Source organism: Aquiflexum balticum DSM 16537 (genome assembly GCF_900176595.1).
In the GTDB taxonomy this organism is placed as follows: Bacteria; Bacteroidota; Bacteroidia; order Cytophagales; family Cyclobacteriaceae; genus Aquiflexum; species Aquiflexum balticum.
On record NZ_LT838813.1, the window covers coordinates 1,343,092 to 1,360,477 of the forward strand.

The following is a 17,386-nucleotide window of genomic DNA, read 5'->3' on the forward strand; positions in this document are numbered from 1 at the left end:
TAATTCTATCTTTGCAGTCCAAAAATTAAGATGGACGGGATCCATCAATTCACTAAATATCAAATTTATATGGCAGTAAAAATCAGATTATCGCGTAGAGGCAGAAAAAAAATGGCCATCTATGACGTAGTAGTAGCTGATGCTAGAGCTCCACGGGATGGACGCTTTATCGACAAATTAGGGACTTATAATCCCAACACTGACCCTGCATCTATTAACATCAACAATGAGCGTGCTCTCAAATGGTTGTTGAATGGTGCACAGCCTACAGATACTGTAAAGGCAATGCTTTCTTACAGAGGTGTATTATTGCAAAAACACCTTCAAATCGGTGTACTCAAAGGTGCTATCACTCAAGAACAGGCTGATGAGAAATTCGAAGCTTGGAAAGCAAGCAAAGATACCGCAATCACCGGTAAGGTGGATAGGTTGACGCAAGCGAAAATTGATGCCCGTCAGAAGGCAATGGACGCAGAAACAGCCAAAAATCAGGCTCGTCTTGATGCCATCAAGAAAAGAGAAGATGATGCTAAAGCCGCTGCAGCCCCTGCTGTGACAGAAGCTCCTGCAGAGGAAGAAACCCCTGCTGCATCTGCAGAAGGAGAAGAATCCCAAGCGTAAAATTCCCTTATTCCATGAACAAAGACAATTGTTTTCAATTGGGCTATGTAGCCAAAGTTCATGGTCTTCATGGTGAGGTAAGTATAGTTTTGGATGTTGATTATCCGGAAGATTACGAAGACCTCAAGCAAGTCTTCCTAGAGCAAAAATCGAGATTGGTTCCTTTTTTTATCGAACACTTTGTATTGTCACACAATAACAAAGTTTTGGCAAAATTTGAGGATTTCGATTCGGTAGATGAAGCAAGTAAATTGGTGGGATCAGCATTGTATCTTCCCGCAAAAGAATTGCAAGAGCTCGAAGAAGGACAATATTATTACCATGAATTGATTGGATTTGAGGTTTTAGATGAAAATCTAGGATCAATCGGGAATGTAAAAGTCATATATGACTTAGAAACCCAGGATTTATTGGGCGTTGACCATAAAGGAAAAGAGGTGCTGATTCCTATTCAGGACCAGATTATTCTAAAAGTTGACAAGGCAGAAAAGAAAGTTTATTGCCTTTTGCCCACAGGATTACTTGACATATACTTGGAAGACTGATGCGAATAGATATCATCACGGTTGTTCCGGGCTTATTGGAAGGTCCTTTTTCACACTCTATTCTGAAAAGAGCAGAAGATAAAGGAATAGCCAAAGTACGGGTTCACAACTTAAGGGATTATTCCAGCTTCAAACAAAAGCAAGTCGACGATTATGCTTTTGGAGGAGGTGCAGGGATGGTGTTGATGGTAGACCCTATAGCAAAATGCATTGAATTCCTGAAAAGTGAACGAGAATATGACGAAGTCATTTATATGACTCCCGACGGAAAGACATTCAACCAACAAATGGCGAATGAACTTTCTCTGAAAGGAAACCTCATCATTCTATGCGGTCACTACAAAGGCGTAGATGAAAGAGTCAGGCAGAAATGGATCAGCAGAGAAATCAGCATAGGTGACTTTGTACTTTCGGGAGGAGAATTGGCAGCAGCAGTTGTAGCTGATGCGATTATCAGATTGATTCCCGGGGTTCTTAATGATGAAACATCTGCTATGACAGACTCCTTCCAGGATGGCTTACTAGCCCCACCGGTATATACAAGACCTTCAGAATATGAGGGTATGAAGGTGCCGGAAGTATTATTGTCAGGTCACCAGTCAAAAATTGATTCCTGGAGATTTGAAGCATCGGTTCGCCGGACAAAGGAACGCAGGCCTGACTTATTGGAAGGCAAGGGTTTGGAAGGCGATTTTAGTAAATAATATAAATTGAATCTATCAAAATAGCTCTGTGGCGATAAGCTGCAAGCACATAAAATATAAAGCTATGAGCGAACTAATTAAATTTGTTGAATCAGAATACAGTGTGGCAAGAGATAAATTCCCCTCTTTCAAGGCTGGCGATACTATCAATGTTCACGTGAAAATCACTGAAGGAAATAAAGAACGTATTCAGCAATTCCAGGGAACTGTTATTCAAAGAAAAAACCCCAACTCCAACGGAGAAACTTTCACAGTAAGGAAAGTATCCAATGGTGTGGGTGTTGAAAGGATTTTCCCGATTCTTTCCCCATCAATCGATAAAATCGAATTGTTGAGAGAAGGTAAAGTGAGAAGGGCGAGATTGTTCTACCTTAGAGGTCGTCAAGGTAAGGCTGCCAAAATCAAAGAAAAAATCAGACACAGAAAAGAGGCTTAATTATCTATGTCTCAAAAAGGGAATCCGATCGGGTTCCCTTTTTTTATTGTTGGTTTTACCTATAATCATATATTCGATTTTTTCCAGTCCATTTAATCCTGCCTTTTGGTCAGACAGAAACAAAACCCATTATTCTTTACCTTTATCCAAGTCATTAATTAAGGTATCCCCATCTTTTCTTATCTTTGCAGCCTTAATCCAAAAAGAATATTAAACATGTGTAAATATTTCACATGTTACAAGAATAAATCTATACCATGAACAAGGAAGTACGCGTAAGATTTGCACCTTCTCCTACCGGAGCATTACACATCGGTGGAGTGAGAACTGCCTTATACAATTACCTTTTTGCCAGAAAAACCGGGGGGAGATTCCTGCTGAGAATAGAAGATACTGATCAGACACGTTTTGTGCCCGGTGCAGAGGAATATATCAAAGATGCCTTGGATTGGTTGGGAATAGGTCCTGATGAAAGTCCCTGGAATCCGGGAGATTGTGGCCCTTACCGTCAGTCTGAGCGAAAACCCATGTATATGCAATATGCCATGGACCTGATCGAAAAAGGACATGCCTATTATGCCTTTGACACTTCAGAGGAACTGGAAGCTATGAGAGAAAGACTTACTGCAGCAAGAGTGGTTTCTCCGCAGTATAATTCTATCACGAGGACACAGATGAAGAACTCTCTTACCCTTCCTGAAGATGAGGTCAAAGAAAGATTAGCGTCGGGAGAACCTTATGTGATCCGAGTCAAAATTCCAAGGAAAGAAGAAGTAAGATTGAATGATATGATCCGGGGTTGGGTGATGGTGCATTCCAGTACATTGGATGATAAAGTTCTCATGAAATCTGACGGTATGCCAACATATCATTTGGCAAATATCGTCGATGACCACCTGATGAAAATCACGCATGTGATCCGAGGGGAAGAATGGTTGCCTTCCGCGCCTTTGCATGTCTTGCTCTATAAATATTTTGGCTGGGAGGATACCATGCCCCAATTTGCACATTTACCATTGCTGTTGAAACCTGATGGAAATGGTAAACTTTCGAAGAGAGATGCAGATAAGCAGGGTTTTCCGGTTTTCCCCATGGATTGGACTGATCCGAATACCGGGGAGAAAGCCATGGGTTTTCGTGAACAGGGCTATCTGCCGGAGGCATTCCTCAATTTCCTTGCGTTTCTTGGCTGGAATCCAGGTGACCATAGGGAACTGTTTTCTCTGGATGAATTGATAGAAGCCTTCTCTATTGAAAGAATAGGTAAATCAGGTACAAAATTTGATATCAATAAAGCAAAGTGGTACAATGAACAATACCTCAGAGCCAAATCTGATGAGGAACTTGCAGCATACCTTTTTGCTGATCTTGAAAAAGAGGGTATAAGTTTGGACCCTGCTAAAGGTGCCCAGATTGCTCATATCATGAAGGAAAGGGCAACTTTCCCAACCGATTTATGGAAAGAAGGAAAGTTTATGGTCCATGCTCCGACGGAATTTGATGAGGCTGTGGCTTCCAAAAAATGGAACAATGAAGCCGTTACTGTGTTGGGTACCTATATGGAAAAACTGAAACTGTACTCCGGAGAATTCAATGCTGAATCCGCCAAATCCATTTTGGAAGAGGCAGCAGAGTCCAATGGAATCAAACTCGGAAAGGTTATGCAGGCAGTAAGGTTGGCCGTAACAGGCGTAGGTGCAGGACCTGACCTGATGGCAGTGTTCAGTATAATTGGAAAAGAAGAACTAATCAAAAGAATATCATATTCGTTAGGTAAACTAAAGGTAAATCTTTGAAAACATGGCAAAGAAGGCAAAAAAAGAAGAAACCCCTAAAGTCCATAAGGATCTTGAAGGTTTTAAAATGAACATCAATTCCTTTGGCGAAATTTCCAGTAGTTTTCCAATTGATAAAATCAACGAATTTCTGAACAAAAACGTAGAGGATAAAAAGCTAAAGGACAGAGAGGATATTGACGATATCAAGGATAGTGGAAAGAAGTAGTGAAAAATTCATGATTTGAGTTAATATTTTGAAAAGCATAGTTCAATTTTGGATGAAACGGACAAAATATCCCAACAAAACTTAATTTTGAACATGCATTTTAAAGGATTTTGTCTTTTATCAATTTTAATGATCTTGGCTTTGGGTAATACCTCGGCCCAAACAAGCTTTGGAATTAGGGGTGGATATTCAATTTCCAGAATGTCTTACTTATATGAATTGGGCAGACCCTCAATACGTACCAGCGGTATAGCTGCCCCAACATTTTCCTTTGTTTTTGAACATTTCAATAATAAAAATGCCGGAGTTCAAATTGAATTGCAATACCTGACTTTGGGCTATACTCAGGAGTCTGATTTAGGTGAAACCAATCAGACAGAATTGGAGTATTTAAAAATACCATTTTTAGCGAATTTCTATGCAGGTAAAAGTGGAAGATTTCATATCAAAATAGGCCCACACATCGGCTATATGATAAATGCCACTGATGTTTTGAGGGAATTTGAAGATCCAACCAATCTGCCAACTTATGGTGGTGCAAATGATGATCCAAATAGGTTTATGTATGGATTGACGGGAGGTGCAGGGTTGTCAAAATTGTTTGGTAAAAGTACTTTGGAAGGAGATGTCAGGTTTTCTTATGAATTTGGCAGACCCGAAGGACAGGATAGAATTTTTGATATGAATTCAACCAATATTGAAATTACATTGACCTATCTATTCCAGGTAGCAAAAACAAAACTCCAAAAATAACTTCAAAAGGAACTAATCCTTTACTTTGGTGGTATAAGGGAGTAAGTATCTGAAAAAATTGATCAACCATGTTACAAGCACAGAAAAGACCCGTACATATTTACCTTGAGGCCAACCCCAATCCAAATTCTTTGAAATTTGTAGTGAACTTTATGTTGGCTGATGAAGGAGTGAGTTTTGATTATCCAGATCAGGCCAGCACCGAAAACTCTCCCTTAGCCCACGAATTGTTCAATTTTGCATCCGTGGATAGGGTTTTTATTGCTTCAAATTTTGTTACTGTTACCAAAAAAGGCGATGTGGATTGGATAGAAATCCAGGACTTTATCAGAGACCATATCAAAAAATACCTGGAATCAGGGAAAGCAGCCGTTCAGTTTAATTTTGACAAGGATCCTCTTTTTGATGAAAATGATTCTGAAACTGTCAAAAAAATCAAAGGTATTTTGGACGAATATATCCGTCCGGCAGTGGAACAAGATGGTGGTGCCATCGTTTTCCACAGCTTTCAGGATGGGATTGTTAAAGTATTGTTGCAGGGGAGTTGTTCAGGTTGCCCTTCCAGCACAGTTACTTTAAAAGCAGGTATCCAAAATCTTTTGACAAGAATGCTGCCGGAAGTAAAAGAAGTACAGGCAGAGGGAGTTTGATCTGATGTTTCGTGGCAATTGGACGTGGACGTTATTAGGCCTGATCAGTATTCTGATCAGGCATTTTGCCATTAAATACCCTGAGAAGACAGAGGAATTATATTCCAGGACCCTGTTTCCCGGAATAAGAAACCTGGTGGACAAAACCATTTCCCAATTGCCCTTTGCCACGGTTTATATTTTTGTTGCTTCTGTCTTTGTTTTTATAGGCATCTATATTTATCACCTTCTTAGAAAAGAGGGGTGGAAAAATAAACTGGGATATTCCATCAGGTCTTTGAGCAATTCATTGGGAGCACTTGTTTTCCTCTTTTTAATTCTTTGGGGTTACAATTATCAAAGGATCCCAATTTTTGAGCAAATCGGGATGAAGCCCTTACCCCTAAGTCAGGAACAATTGATGGGTGAATTACAACTGACCAGAAATATCCTGAATCAATTGCGGTACAATATTGAAGAGGATACTGTGGCCATTGAAAGTATCATGGATTATCCGGATTTGGAAAAACTGGTAAGGGCCAATATGCGGGAAAACATGTATCTTCTTGGATTGAATTTTACAGGGGAGCCACGAACCAAGCAATTTTATCCTGCCGGATTTATGCGGAGGATGGGGATTTTGGGCATATATTTTCCCTATACCGCTGAAAGCTATATAGACCCTACCTTACATCCATTGGAAAAGCCTTTTACAATTGCACATGAAATGGCCCATAGCTACGGTGTGACTGATGAAGGGGAGGCCAATTTCATCGGATGGGTGATTTGCTCTAATTCAGATGACCCTTTGCTTCAGTATTCAGGGCAACTAAGATTATTGCGTTATCAGATGAATGACCTTTATAGGATTTCCAAAGAAGAATTTACGGAGTTTTATAAAACCTTGCCAAAAGGAATCAAGAATGATCTGGTTTCCATTCAGATTGCCCAACAAAAAATCAAACCCTTCAATCTGGAAATCAGCCGCAAGTCCAATGATCTCTTCCTTAAAACCCAAGGAGTCAAAGCCGGCGTCAACAGCTATCAGCAATTGCCCATGTTGGCTTTTGCTTGGAGGAATAGTTTGAAGGAGTAGCGTATTCTATTCAAAAAATTCTCTTTTTTGTTCTATCAATCTGCAAATTCTAATTTAATTTTGATTGTTTTTAATATCGTCCGTGCCTAAGGCACTTTAGAATTCAAACCTAATCTGTAATCCCGGCAATAAATTAGCGGGCTATTATTTCGGCGATTCCCACGGCATTTTTAACCCTAAATCCATACTATTTCTCGGTTCTCGCATCTCACGTCTCACGTCTAAAATCTCAAGTCTTCCTAATCCTCCAACTGCCTTCTATACATCTGAATCGAATTCTCCAATCCAAAATACAAGGCATCACAAATCAGGGCATGCCCGATAGATACCTCATCCAAAAACGGAATATTTTTTTTCAGGAACTGAAGATTATGCAGATCCAAATCATGTCCGGCATTGAGTCCTAAGCCCAGTTCTCTTGCAAGGAGCGCTACTTCAACATATGGTTTGACTGCGGCATTCCTATCCTTAGGAAAAAGAGTTGCATAAGGTTCCGTATAAAGTTCAACCCGGTCAGTCCCCGTCGTTTTGGCCGGCTCAAAATATTTGGTCTCCGGATTGATAAAGATGGATACCCTGGTTCCTGACTCATGTAGTTCTGCTACAATGTCCTTTAGCATTTCCTGATGGGTGATGGTGTCCCATCCATTATTGGAGGTGAGTACATGCGGAGGGTCGGGAACCAACGTGGCCTGTGCCGGTCTGACCAAGCGGATGATTTCCATAAATCTCCTGTCGGGATATCCTTCAATGTTGAATTCGGTTGTCACCACTTTGGACAGATCAATGACATCCTGGTAGCGGATATGTCTTTCATCAGGTCTCGGGTGCACAGTTATGCCCTGTGCGCCAAACCTTTCACAGTCCAAAGCAACTTTTACAACATCCGGATTATTGCCCCCCCTTGCATTCCTAAGGGTAGCTATCTTGTTAATATTTACACTCAGTTTGGTCATTTTCCTAAATTAAAAGATAATTTTGTGACAAATTTACACCTATAACACAAACAACAAGACTATGAGTTTAAAGCCAAGTGTAGAAAGTGAAATTAAAAAAGCCATGCTGGCCAAGGACAAGGACAGGTTAAGGGCCCTTCGGGCGATTAAGTCTTTGATTTTGTTGGAAGAAACCAAAGGTGGCAGTAAGGGAGAAATCACTTCTGAAGATGAAATGAAACTCCTCACCAAAGCGGCAAAGCAGAGAAAAGATTCGGCTGACATTTATAAACAGCAAAACAGGGAAGATCTTTATGCTGTGGAAATGGCAGAGCTTGAAATCATCAATGAGTTTTTACCCAAGCAACTGACCGAAGAGGAATTGGAAGCGGCCCTCAAAAAAATAATCAGTGAGGTGGGTGCAGAAGGTCCCAAAGACATGGGAAAAGTAATGGGTGCAGCTACCAAGGAATTGGCCGGAAAGGCAGATGGCAAAGTCATTTCACAGAAAGTAAAGGCCTTATTGGGTTGATTTTCAAAAAGGATGCTGGATCTGATCATTGTTATATTTCTGGCTATGGGTGCCTATAGCGGCTACAAGCAAGGTTTGTTTATCAGCATCCTTTCTATTGTTGCTTTTATCATTGCCATTATCCTTGCTTTTCATTTTATGGATTGGGGGACGACTTTCCTGGCAGAAAGGGTGGATCAGCTTACTTTTTTTCTACCGTTTGCCGCCTTCCTGATGATATTTCTAGGTGTGATATTGATCATCAGAGGATTGGCTTATATGGTGAAAAAAACATTGGATTTCACCATTCTGGGTTCTGTGGACAGCGTAGCGGGAGGGATACTTGGAATTTTTAAAACAGCCTTTATTTTGAGTCTTTTGCTTTGGGTGGCCAATTCTTTTGAGTTTTCTGTCCCAAAGGAATGGATCGAAGACTCGAAGTCATACAGTTATGTTGAACCCATAGCTCCTTTTGTCATCATGTATTTGGATCAATTTACACCGATCATCAAAGATACCATTGCAGGTATTCAGGAACTGGTAAAGTTAGCTGCAGATGGTGCTGTTGATAGATAATTTTGATTCCTTCTCGCATATCCTAGCGGATTATTTCAAACAATCCGGTTTGGAGTTGTCAATATTCCGGAATGATGTAGAACTGGAGGAAATCATAAAGGAGGACTGGGAGGGTCTGATTTTATCTCCTGGTCCCGAAACGCCTTACAGAGCAGGTAATCTGATGCGGATTTTGGATTACTACCATGACAAAATTCCTGTTTTGGGAATTTGTTTGGGGCATCAGGCAATTGGGGAGTACTTTGGTGGGAAACTGGAAAAATGTCAAAAACCGGTACACGGAAAAGTCCATTTGGTCTATCAGGTAAATGACCACGATCTGTTGGTAGGAATTCCTGAATCCTTTGAGGTGACGAGATATCATTCCTTGGAAATTAAAGGAATACCTGATTCTTTGAAGATATTGTTGGAAACAAAGGAAGGTCAAATTATGGCGATGGTTCACAGTCGTTTCCCCATAGTTGGAATTCAATATCATCCTGAGGCAGTACTTACCCAATATGGTAAAGAGATAATCAATAATTGGATAAACTTTTGTAAGATTGGTGATTCACAGGATAATCATATTTAAAGAAATTTGGTTTAATCCACCATATCTCCAAACTACCGTCAATGGTTAACGTTTTATTATTCGGATTCAATTTAATATATTTAAACCATGCAGGCATACGAATTTATCAACAATCTCATTCCACCATTAAAACCAAAGGACAAAGCAAAAATGGCATTGACCTGGATGGAGGAAATCAGAACCAATATGTTGCCTGTAGTGGAAAATAACAGGTTCATCGGTTTTGTTACTGAAGAATTGATTTACACTTTGAATAATCCAGAACTTCAAATCAGCAAAATTGCACTAAAATTCATTTCCTGTATTGTTTATCAGGACAAGCATATTTACGATGTCATCAAAGTGGCCTCCGAAAATCAGACCAATATGGTCGCGGTCATCGACAGAGAAAATAATTATTTGGGGGTGGTAACAATGGAGGATGCAATCGGTGCATTTGCGGGTTCTCTTTCCATTCAATCTCAGGGAGCAGTTTTGATTCTCTCCATGTTCATGACAGATTACAGTCTTTTTGAAATTTCAAGGATAGTGGAATCAGAAAATGCCAAAATTCTAAGCAGTTTTATTTCAAATGATCCGTTGGATGACAGCAAAATAAAGGTCACGCTGAAGTTGGATAAATCAGAAGTGAGGCACATCAAGGCAACGTTGGAGAGATTCGGATACCGAATCATTGACCATTACCAGGAAGAAGAGTCCGGAAACGGTGAGCAGGAAAGAATAGATAACCTGCTTCGATTTTTGCAGATATAACCTAAATCCAGCATGAACATTACCATACATGGGATAGGTTTTCAAAAAGAATTTATCCCCCATATTGAGCAATTGTTTAAAATTCTTAAAGACAAAAAGGTAGAGGTCTCGCTTACTGATTCATTTTCAAAATCTCTCAAAAAAATAGCTCACGTTCCAAATGATTTTGATGTTCTTCAAAAAAAGGCTTCCTTAAGTCATATTGATTTTCTCATTTCAGTGGGAGGAGATGGTACTTTATTGGATGCTGTTTGTCTGGTTGGCAAAAATGAAATTCCGATATTAGGGATCAATACCGGAAGGTTGGGTTTTTTGGCTACTGCCCCCAAAGAAAATATCGAATCAACAATAACCGCCTTGTTTGAAAAAACCTACTCTATCGAGTCCAGGTCACTACTGAGTCTTGATTCTGATTCCTCTCTTTTCAACGGACTGAATTTTGGTTTGAATGAATTCACGATTCACAAGAGAGATACCTCTTCTATGATTACGGTCCACACTTATATCAATAACCAATACCTGAACAGCTATTGGGCAGATGGCCTAATCGTATCGACACCGACCGGCTCTACAGGATATTCATTGAGTTGTGGCGGACCTTTAATCACCCCGGGAGCGAGGAACTTTGTCATTACTCCAGTGAGCCCCCACAATCTTAACGTGAGACCCATCGTTGTATCTGACGAGAGTGAAATCAGTTTTGAAATAGAGGGAAGGAGTGAAAAATTCCTGATTTCACTAGATTCGAGGTCAGAGGCCATTGATGCCTCGATAAAATTAAGTGTCAAAAAAGCTGAATTCTCAGCCAAATTAGTCAAATTCGCAGATTACAGTTATTTTGATACCTTAAGGCAAAAGCTAAATTGGGGTTTTGACATGAGGAATTGAGATCAAACTAAATCATAAATTACCCGGAATCAAAGGTGGAATTTAATCCATTTCATACTTTGATTCAGCCTGATCCCATTAACAAAAATTAACCCTGCAAATACCAAAAGGGGTTTTTAAATCGTTTAGTACTTCATAAATTGCAACGTCTTGAAAAAGAAAAAATTCCGGGTTTCCACCCTTTTATTTGTTTTGCTTCTGTCTCTCATGATTAATGCCCAGATGGCAGTTGCTCAAAAATATGAATTCGGTGGTGGTTTGGGAATAGCAACCTACTCTGGAGATATCATCAGAAGATTAGATCCGGGGCAGATTGGAATTCAAGGGACGTTATTTGGCAGACGAAATTTTGACAATGTTTGGACCTTCAGAGGAGGTGTTTCCTTTGCAAGACTCAATGCAGCAGATAGTGTAAGACCCATAGATCCGGTTGCTGCTTTCAGGGATGCCGGATTCAACGGTTCTCTTTTTGAGATATCTGCGGTAATGGAGTATCATTTTCTGGATTATACCCATCCGCAATCGCAATACAGATTTTCACCGTATGGTTTTCTGGGTTTGGGTTTTGCCGGATTTGTTGGAAGTGGCAGAAAATTCGATAATGATCCCAATCCCGATGGATATACTGTAGGAACTCCCGTTATCCCTTTTGGGATAGGCATCAAATACAAATTATCAAAGAAGTGGATTTTGGCAGCAGAGTTTGGAGCTCGGGCAACCTTCACCGATGGACTGGATAAACTATACGGAGAAGAGCCAATTATCTCCCGCTTTCCCGATCCCAACAATTCAAATACCTTGTCAGGTTATAACTATGGGAATTATAGTGATAAAGACTGGTATTATTTTCTGGGAATTACTATCAGCTATTCCTTCAGTTCAGTGAAATGTTATGCTTATTAAATTGGGCATTACTGTAGAATATTGAAAAAGAAATAGCATTTTTGTACCTCCAAAAGCGAATGTGCTTTCTTCTGGATAAGAGATGAAGGAATTACTAGACAAAAATAAAATCCCCCAACACATAGCAGTTATCATGGATGGCAACGGCCGATGGGCTCAGAAAAAGGGCGCCATGAGAATTTTTGGACATAAAAATGCCATCACTGCAGTACGGGAAACTATCGAAGGAGCAGCAGAATTAGGTCTCAAATACCTGACTTTATATGCTTTTTCCACAGAGAACTGGTCAAGGCCACAGGATGAAATCAATGCCTTAATGGAGCTTTTGGTAGATACAATCACCAAGGAAGTTCCCAATATGATGGAAAACAACATCAGGTTGGTGACTATAGGGCAATTACCCAGCCTTCCTATTGGATGCCAGAAAAAACTTCAGGAAACCAAGGAATTGACTGCAAAGAATACCGGTCTTACTGTTGTACTGGCAATCAGCTACAGTGGAAGATGGGAAATAGAGGAGGCGCTCAAAGCCATTGTCAAAAAAGTAGTGGACAAAGAATTAAGTATTGAAGAAATAACGCAGGAAGTAATTTCGGCGAATTTGAATACCAAAGATATTCCTGATCCTGAATTATTGATCAGGACCAGTGGAGAAATTAGAATCAGTAATTTTCTCCTGTGGCAATTGGCCTACACTGAACTGTATTTTACAGAGGTATTATGGCCGGATTTTAGAAAAGAGCATTTGATAGAAGCCATTCTTGATTATCAGAAAAGAGAAAGGCGGTTTGGTAAAACAGGTGCTCAGATTAAAACATGATTTTGATGAAAAAAATTATCAGTATCCTTTGCCTCCTGATTTTGGCAGGTAGTGTCCAGGCCCAGATCCGTTTGGGGCAAAGCCGCTATACGCCATCAAGGCCTGTGGATATTTTAGAGTTGAATTATTCCAAACCGGCAAAATACAGGATAGCAGAAATAAAAGCCGTTGGTTTGGCTACCCTTGATGAGGTGGCGATCATTTCGTTGTCCGGACTGAGAGTGGATGATGTCATTTCCGTACCGGGTGATAATATATCCAATGCATTGAAGCGTCTTTGGGGACAAGGTATCATCGGTGACGTGAAGATTTTGGTAACCAAAATTGAAGGTGATGATATTTACCTGCTTCTTGAATTGACTGAAAGACCAAGATTCAGCAGAGTGGAATTCAGTGGAGTCAACAAAACCCAAGAAGGAGAACTAAAAGAAAAAATAAAAATCAGGGGAAGAGTTGTCAGAGATGACGTTTTGAATACCTCTGAACGCAATATCAAGCAGTATTTCATGGATAAGGGATATCTGAATACTGAAGTGAAAGTCATCCAGGAAAGGGATACCACCCTTCCCAACAGCGTTAAGTTAAGGTTTGATGTTGTCCAAAACACCAAAGTCAAGATCAATGAAGTAAAAATCTATGGGAATGAAGAAATCCCAGACAGCAAAATTAAAGGCAAACTTAAGGGAACCAAAGAACATCCCAGAATGCATTTTGCTCGGGATGTAAGCTCCAGAATCACCAATACCACTCCCAAATCAGCTAAAGAAGCTGTTTTATACCGCAATCCTGTGTCTGATGAAGCGGTGAAAGAATATATCAATAAAAATTTCAAGCTTAATTTTTTCAGTGGATCCAAATTTGTTGCCAAGGATTTTAGGGAGGACAAAGAAAGTGTAGTAGCTTATTACAATTCGAAGGGATATAGAGATGCAGAAATCCTGTTAGATTCAGTCTATCGTTTTTCGGACAATACTGTCAATGTTGACATTTCTCTTGAAGAGGGTGATAAATATTATTACAGGAACATCACCTTTGTTGGAAATTACCTGCATCAAGCCCCGGTTTTGTTGGCAAGATTGGGAATTCAAAAAGGAGATGTTTATAACAAGGAAAAACTGGAAAAAAGATTGAATTATGACCCTCAAAGAGGAGATGATGTCAGTTCTCTCTATCAGGACAACGGTTACCTTTTCTTCCAGATAGACCCGGTTGAAATCCAGGTTCAAGGTGATTCCATAGATATTGAAATGAGAATTTTTGAAGGACCTCAAGTGACGGTAAATTCTGTTTCCATCCAGGGTAATGAAAGAACCTCAGACCACGTCGTCATGCGTGAAATCAGAATCTTGCCGGGACAAAAATTCAACAGAAGCCTCTTGGTAAGAACCATCCGGGAATTGTCCCAACTAGGCTATTTCAATCCTGAAAATATCGAGCCTGATATGAAGCCCAATTATGAGGATGCAACAGTCGATATCACATTCAAGCTTGAGGAACGGCCGAATGATCAGATTGAACTTTCTGGAGGATGGGGCGGATTCATGGGTTTTGTTGGGACCGTAGGTTTGGTCTTCAATAATTTCTCGCTCAAGAATATAGGCAATTTCGAAAAATGGAGGCCACTACCTGTAGGCGATGGCCAACGACTTTCACTTAGGGTCCAGGCTAGTGGTCGTCAATTCCAAAACTACAGTGTTTCTTTGACAGAACCTTGGTTTGGAGGAAGAAAACCAAATGCACTGAGTTTCAGCTTAAACCGATCTGTTCAGCGCCAGATTGATTTCCGGAATACAACTAATCCAGGTCAGGAAATAGGTTTTTTCAAAATTACCGGGGCGACCATTGGTCTTTCTAAAAGAGTTACATGGCCTGATGATTATTTCATGGTGAGTACGGCCCTGACCTATCAAAATTATGAATTTCTGGAATTCGGTAGATCTTTTGGTCTGAGTTTCGCCAGTGGAAGGCTTAACAGCATAGCCCTGAACACAACGATTGCCAGAAACAACATTGATAATCCGATCTATCCCAGACAAGGCTCAAATATCTCCTTGGTGACTTCATTGACTCCACCTTATGCCTCATTGAACCCAAACATTGACAGAGAATCACCGGATGAAGAAAAATTCAAATGGTTGGAGTATCATAAATGGATGTTTGATGCATCTTTCTTTTCACCCCTCTTTGGTTCATCAAAATTTGTGGCAAGCGCCAGGGCACATATGGGCTTCCTCGGGTCTTATGGAGACAGAATAGGTATTATCCCATTGGAAAGGTTTGTAATGGGAGGAGATGGGATGAACATGAACAATTTTGCATTGGGTCAGGAAATCATTGGTCTTAGGGGTTATGAAAACCAAATCATTACACCTGGTAGAGATACCAGAAATGATCCGAATTCAACCGAAGGATATGGGGGTATTGTTTATAACAAATATGTGATGGAATTAAGATTCTTGGTATCTCCAAATCCATCAGCTACAATATTCCTATTGACCTTCGCTGAAGCAGGAAACAACTGGGGATCATATGCGGAGTTTAACCCGTATAACCTCAAGAAGTCTGCAGGATTTGGGGCCAGAATATTTATGCCTGCATTTGGTCTGCTTGGATTGGATTGGGGATATGGGTTTGACGAGATCCCAACTTTGCAAAACCCTAATCCCGGACCAAGTGGCGCTCAATTCCATTTTACCATTGGCCAACAATTTAGATAAAGATGGAAAGACGGAATATATTATTATTTTTGCTCCTTCTAAGCAGCACAGCTTTCATTGGAAATCCGGTAACAGCTCAAAAGTTTGGATACATCGATTCAGAATTTCTATTAAACAAGCATCCTGATTATAAAGTAGTTCAATCTGAATTAGAGGCACTGAGCACGCAATGGAAAAAAGAGGCACAGCAATTGGAGAAAGAAATAAAGGATATGTATGCAAGTCTTCAGGCAGAGGAAGTATTACTGACTGAGGAGATGTATCAGGATAAATTAAATACAATCAAAGAAAAACAAAAAGAAGCAGTTGCGTTCAATAACAGGGTATTTGGAGTCAATGGTCAGTATTACCAAAAACAAGCTGAATTGCTTCAACCGCTTCAATCCAAAATATACGATGCTATCGACCGTGTATGTAAGCGAAATAACCTTGCCATGTTGTTTGACAAAGCAGCAGGCCCATTAATGATTTATACAGACCCAAGACATGATTATTCGGAATTTGTTTTGGAAGAATTAGGATTAGAAAACAAGTAAATTAAATAAGAACAAAATGATGAAAATTAAAGTTATCCTTTCCGCAATAGCTTTGTTTTGCGTGGGATTTGTAGCCCAAGCCCAAGAATTGAAAATTGGTTATACCAATGTGGAGTTGTTGATGGATCTGATGCCGGAAATGGAGCAAATAGCTGCCGACATTCAGGATTATCAATCTCAGCTTCAGACCAATATCCAGACAAAGGCCCAGGATTTCCAAAGAAAGGTTCAGGCATACCAGCAGGCAGCCCCAACCATGACTGAGGATGCAAGAGCTGCAAAAGAACAAGAGCTTCAAAAGTTGCAGCAGGAACTGCAAAAGTATGAGCAGGATGCCCAGACCTCTTATCAAAGGAAACTCGGCGAATTATTGGAGCCAGTACAGCAGAAGGTGTTCAACGCCATCAACGCTGTAGCTGCAGAGAACAACTACACCCATGTTTTCTCTGAGTCAGCAGGTCAATCCCCAATTTTGTTGTACACCAAAGACGAAGACAAGTTCACTGAATTGGTATTGGCCAAATTGGGAATCCAACTTCCTGCCCAAAATCCAAGTAATTAATAACACTGAAATCTATTAGATTTTAAAGCCTGCATCTTAGGAAGCAGGCTTTTTTTTGTGATTAAAGTGACAGAACTATTTAAGGAAATAAATTGTCAAAGAAGATATTCGGACTTTTATGGCAAAGAAAAAATTCAAGGAAATTGTACAGCAATCAGATGACGCTATTCTAGTGGATTTCTATGCTGATTGGTGTGGCCCTTGTCAGACTATGAACCCTGTTTTGGAGCAGGTTGTCGGTGAATTGGCAGGCAAAATCAAGCTTTATAAACTGAATGTAGACCGAAACCCCCAGGTCAGTCTACAATTTGGGGTGAGGTCAATTCCCCATTATATTCTTTTCAAAAAAGGCAAGATACTCTGGAGAAAAGGAGGAGTGATGACCAAGCGTGAGCTTTTGCAGGTCATGAAAGGTTTTACGGGGTAAATTTTACGGATTTTTTCTTGGGAAGAAATTTACTTTGATAGAAATAAAGAAAGCCAACAATGCCAGTGATAAGGTCATGGTATCCACTAGATTTGGATCAAAATCCAAGCCGGATAGTCTTTTGATGATAAAGGTGATGTAGGAATTTGGAAGGTCTGTCCGGCCTAAATTCCTTAAAATATCCCAATGCCAGTCAGTCAAAGGACAATAACCCCAACCATACCAGATTCCCAAAATTACCCAAGAAGCCAAAGTCAGTGAGATAGTCACAAAATGCCACTTTCGTAAGGGCTTCCAGATCCAGGCAAACAGATTGAAAAGGATCAACAGCGTATGAAAAACGGTGAATAAGATATCAGCTACTTGAAGCATTGTGGGCAAAGTCTATTTTTCTGAAGA

22 protein-coding genes are annotated in these 17,386 nt (G+C 40.1%); 20 read left to right on the plus strand and 2 right to left on the minus strand.

Features of this window, described 5'->3' with window-relative positions:
- Nucleotides 1-69: 69 nt before the first annotated feature.
- The 9 genes from B9A52_RS05970 (at nucleotide 70) to B9A52_RS06010 (ending at nucleotide 6,788) form a co-directional block, all read left to right on the plus strand.
- The gene (locus tag B9A52_RS05970; protein WP_157370080.1) at nucleotides 70-621 is read left to right on the plus strand and encodes a 30S ribosomal protein S16; all 552 of its coding nucleotides are present in this window, start codon (nucleotides 70-72) and stop codon (nucleotides 619-621) included.
- A 14-nt stretch (nucleotides 622-635) separates the two neighbouring features.
- Entirely contained in the window at nucleotides 636-1,166 is a 531-nt protein-coding gene (rimM, locus tag B9A52_RS05975; protein ID WP_084119437.1) for a ribosome maturation factor RimM, read from the plus strand.
- On the plus strand, nucleotides 1,166-1,870 hold the full coding sequence (trmD, locus tag B9A52_RS05980; RefSeq protein WP_084119438.1) for a tRNA (guanosine(37)-N1)-methyltransferase TrmD: 705 nt from the start codon (nucleotides 1,166-1,168) through the stop codon (nucleotides 1,868-1,870). Before rimM ends, trmD begins: the two co-directional genes overlap by 1 nt.
- A gap of 64 nt (nucleotides 1,871-1,934) precedes the next feature.
- The gene (gene rplS / locus B9A52_RS05985; RefSeq protein ID WP_084119439.1) at nucleotides 1,935-2,306 is read left to right on the plus strand and encodes a 50S ribosomal protein L19; all 372 of its coding nucleotides are present in this window, start codon (nucleotides 1,935-1,937) and stop codon (nucleotides 2,304-2,306) included.
- Nucleotides 2,307-2,563: 257 nt separating this feature from the next.
- Complete coding sequence (gltX, locus tag B9A52_RS05990) at nucleotides 2,564-4,102, plus strand: glutamate--tRNA ligase (RefSeq protein ID WP_084119440.1); 1,539 nt, start codon at nucleotides 2,564-2,566, stop codon at nucleotides 4,100-4,102.
- 4 nt (nucleotides 4,103-4,106) lie between these two features.
- Nucleotides 4,107-4,310, plus strand: coding sequence for a hypothetical protein (locus B9A52_RS05995; protein WP_084119441.1), 204 nt, complete (start codon nucleotides 4,107-4,109; stop codon nucleotides 4,308-4,310).
- Nucleotides 4,311-4,403: 93 nt separating this feature from the next.
- Nucleotides 4,404-5,063, plus strand: coding sequence for a porin family protein (locus B9A52_RS06000; RefSeq protein ID WP_084119442.1), 660 nt, complete (start codon nucleotides 4,404-4,406; stop codon nucleotides 5,061-5,063).
- A gap of 68 nt (nucleotides 5,064-5,131) precedes the next feature.
- A complete protein-coding gene (locus tag B9A52_RS06005) occupies nucleotides 5,132-5,713 on the plus strand; it encodes a NifU family protein (protein WP_084119443.1) in 582 nt (193 codons plus the stop codon).
- Nucleotides 5,714-5,717: 4 nt separating this feature from the next.
- Nucleotides 5,718-6,788, plus strand: coding sequence for a DUF3810 domain-containing protein (locus B9A52_RS06010; RefSeq protein WP_084119444.1), 1,071 nt, complete (start codon nucleotides 5,718-5,720; stop codon nucleotides 6,786-6,788).
- A gap of 239 nt (nucleotides 6,789-7,027) precedes the next feature.
- Here the strand turns inward: B9A52_RS06010 and B9A52_RS06015 are convergent, their stop codons facing one another.
- Complete coding sequence (locus B9A52_RS06015) at nucleotides 7,028-7,744, minus strand: pyridoxine 5'-phosphate synthase (protein ID WP_084119445.1); 717 nt, start codon at nucleotides 7,742-7,744, stop codon at nucleotides 7,028-7,030.
- A 61-nt stretch (nucleotides 7,745-7,805) separates the two neighbouring features.
- Here B9A52_RS06015 and B9A52_RS06020 point away from each other — a divergent pair, with 61 nt between their 5' ends.
- The 11 genes from B9A52_RS06020 (at nucleotide 7,806) to trxA (ending at nucleotide 16,987) form a co-directional block, all read left to right on the plus strand.
- Nucleotides 7,806-8,255, plus strand: a complete 450-nt coding sequence (locus tag B9A52_RS06020; protein WP_084119446.1) for a GatB/YqeY domain-containing protein — start codon at nucleotides 7,806-7,808, stop codon at nucleotides 8,253-8,255.
- 12 nt (nucleotides 8,256-8,267) lie between these two features.
- The gene (locus tag B9A52_RS06025; RefSeq protein WP_084119447.1) at nucleotides 8,268-8,810 is read left to right on the plus strand and encodes a CvpA family protein; all 543 of its coding nucleotides are present in this window, start codon (nucleotides 8,268-8,270) and stop codon (nucleotides 8,808-8,810) included.
- The gene (locus B9A52_RS06030) at nucleotides 8,791-9,381 is read left to right on the plus strand and encodes an anthranilate synthase component II (protein WP_084119448.1); all 591 of its coding nucleotides are present in this window, start codon (nucleotides 8,791-8,793) and stop codon (nucleotides 9,379-9,381) included. The genes B9A52_RS06025 and B9A52_RS06030 overlap by 20 nt, the downstream gene beginning before the upstream one ends.
- A gap of 87 nt (nucleotides 9,382-9,468) precedes the next feature.
- Nucleotides 9,469-10,134, plus strand: coding sequence for a CBS domain-containing protein (locus tag B9A52_RS06035; protein WP_084119449.1), 666 nt, complete (start codon nucleotides 9,469-9,471; stop codon nucleotides 10,132-10,134).
- 12 nt (nucleotides 10,135-10,146) lie between these two features.
- A complete protein-coding gene (locus B9A52_RS06040) occupies nucleotides 10,147-11,022 on the plus strand; it encodes an NAD kinase (protein WP_084119450.1) in 876 nt (291 codons plus the stop codon).
- Between the two features lie 150 nt (nucleotides 11,023-11,172).
- The gene (gene porG, locus B9A52_RS06045) at nucleotides 11,173-11,925 is read left to right on the plus strand and encodes a type IX secretion system protein PorG (protein ID WP_084119451.1); all 753 of its coding nucleotides are present in this window, start codon (nucleotides 11,173-11,175) and stop codon (nucleotides 11,923-11,925) included.
- Nucleotides 11,926-12,007: 82 nt separating this feature from the next.
- A complete protein-coding gene (locus B9A52_RS06050) occupies nucleotides 12,008-12,745 on the plus strand; it encodes an isoprenyl transferase (protein WP_084119452.1) in 738 nt (245 codons plus the stop codon).
- Between the two features lie 5 nt (nucleotides 12,746-12,750).
- Entirely contained in the window at nucleotides 12,751-15,462 is a 2,712-nt protein-coding gene (locus B9A52_RS06055) for a BamA/OMP85 family outer membrane protein (protein WP_084123413.1), read from the plus strand.
- A 2-nt stretch (nucleotides 15,463-15,464) separates the two neighbouring features.
- The gene (locus B9A52_RS06060) at nucleotides 15,465-15,998 is read left to right on the plus strand and encodes an OmpH family outer membrane protein (RefSeq protein WP_084119453.1); all 534 of its coding nucleotides are present in this window, start codon (nucleotides 15,465-15,467) and stop codon (nucleotides 15,996-15,998) included.
- 16 nt (nucleotides 15,999-16,014) lie between these two features.
- Nucleotides 16,015-16,560, plus strand: coding sequence for an OmpH family outer membrane protein (locus B9A52_RS06065; RefSeq protein ID WP_084119454.1), 546 nt, complete (start codon nucleotides 16,015-16,017; stop codon nucleotides 16,558-16,560).
- Between the two features lie 118 nt (nucleotides 16,561-16,678).
- Nucleotides 16,679-16,987, plus strand: coding sequence for a thioredoxin (trxA, locus tag B9A52_RS06070; protein WP_084119455.1), 309 nt, complete (start codon nucleotides 16,679-16,681; stop codon nucleotides 16,985-16,987).
- A 3-nt stretch (nucleotides 16,988-16,990) separates the two neighbouring features.
- Here the strand turns inward: trxA and B9A52_RS06075 are convergent, their stop codons facing one another.
- Nucleotides 16,991-17,359: a DUF2784 domain-containing protein gene (locus B9A52_RS06075; RefSeq protein WP_084119456.1), complete on the minus strand. Its 369-nt coding sequence runs from the start codon at nucleotides 17,357-17,359 to the stop codon at nucleotides 16,991-16,993.
- Nucleotides 17,360-17,386: the final 27 nt, after the last annotated feature.

What these genes read in the sequence shown, in the direction of transcription:
- B9A52_RS06005 (WP_084119443.1), top strand. Translation starts at nt 5,132, where the DNA reads ATGTTACAAGCACAGAAAAGACCCGTACATATTTACCTTGAGGCCAAC.
- B9A52_RS06060 (WP_084119453.1), top strand. Translation starts at nt 15,465, where the DNA reads ATGGAAAGACGGAATATATTATTATTTTTGCTCCTTCTAAGCAGCACA.
- B9A52_RS06030 (WP_084119448.1), top strand. Translation starts at nt 8,791, where the DNA reads ATGGTGCTGTTGATAGATAATTTTGATTCCTTCTCGCATATCCTAGCG.
- B9A52_RS06020 (WP_084119446.1), top strand. Translation starts at nt 7,806, where the DNA reads ATGAGTTTAAAGCCAAGTGTAGAAAGTGAAATTAAAAAAGCCATGCTG.
- B9A52_RS06025 (WP_084119447.1), top strand. Translation starts at nt 8,268, where the DNA reads ATGCTGGATCTGATCATTGTTATATTTCTGGCTATGGGTGCCTATAGC.
- B9A52_RS06075 (WP_084119456.1), bottom strand. Translation starts at nt 17,359, where the DNA reads ATGCTTCAAGTAGCTGATATCTTATTCACCGTTTTTCATACGCTGTTG.
- B9A52_RS05995 (WP_084119441.1), top strand. Translation starts at nt 4,107, where the DNA reads ATGGCAAAGAAGGCAAAAAAAGAAGAAACCCCTAAAGTCCATAAGGAT.
- gltX (WP_084119440.1), top strand. Translation starts at nt 2,564, where the DNA reads ATGAACAAGGAAGTACGCGTAAGATTTGCACCTTCTCCTACCGGAGCA.
- B9A52_RS05970 (WP_157370080.1), top strand. Translation starts at nt 70, where the DNA reads ATGGCAGTAAAAATCAGATTATCGCGTAGAGGCAGAAAAAAAATGGCC.
- B9A52_RS06040 (WP_084119450.1), top strand. Translation starts at nt 10,147, where the DNA reads ATGAACATTACCATACATGGGATAGGTTTTCAAAAAGAATTTATCCCC.
- B9A52_RS06050 (WP_084119452.1), top strand. Translation starts at nt 12,008, where the DNA reads ATGAAGGAATTACTAGACAAAAATAAAATCCCCCAACACATAGCAGTT.
- B9A52_RS06000 (WP_084119442.1), top strand. Translation starts at nt 4,404, where the DNA reads ATGCATTTTAAAGGATTTTGTCTTTTATCAATTTTAATGATCTTGGCT.
- rplS (WP_084119439.1), top strand. Translation starts at nt 1,935, where the DNA reads ATGAGCGAACTAATTAAATTTGTTGAATCAGAATACAGTGTGGCAAGA.
- B9A52_RS06010 (WP_084119444.1), top strand. Translation starts at nt 5,718, where the DNA reads ATGTTTCGTGGCAATTGGACGTGGACGTTATTAGGCCTGATCAGTATT.
- trxA (WP_084119455.1), top strand. Translation starts at nt 16,679, where the DNA reads ATGGCAAAGAAAAAATTCAAGGAAATTGTACAGCAATCAGATGACGCT.
- B9A52_RS06035 (WP_084119449.1), top strand. Translation starts at nt 9,469, where the DNA reads ATGCAGGCATACGAATTTATCAACAATCTCATTCCACCATTAAAACCA.
- rimM (WP_084119437.1), top strand. Translation starts at nt 636, where the DNA reads ATGAACAAAGACAATTGTTTTCAATTGGGCTATGTAGCCAAAGTTCAT.
- B9A52_RS06015 (WP_084119445.1), bottom strand. Translation starts at nt 7,744, where the DNA reads ATGACCAAACTGAGTGTAAATATTAACAAGATAGCTACCCTTAGGAAT.
- B9A52_RS06055 (WP_084123413.1), top strand. Translation starts at nt 12,751, where the DNA reads ATGAAAAAAATTATCAGTATCCTTTGCCTCCTGATTTTGGCAGGTAGT.
- trmD (WP_084119438.1), top strand. Translation starts at nt 1,166, where the DNA reads ATGCGAATAGATATCATCACGGTTGTTCCGGGCTTATTGGAAGGTCCT.
- B9A52_RS06065 (WP_084119454.1), top strand. Translation starts at nt 16,015, where the DNA reads ATGATGAAAATTAAAGTTATCCTTTCCGCAATAGCTTTGTTTTGCGTG.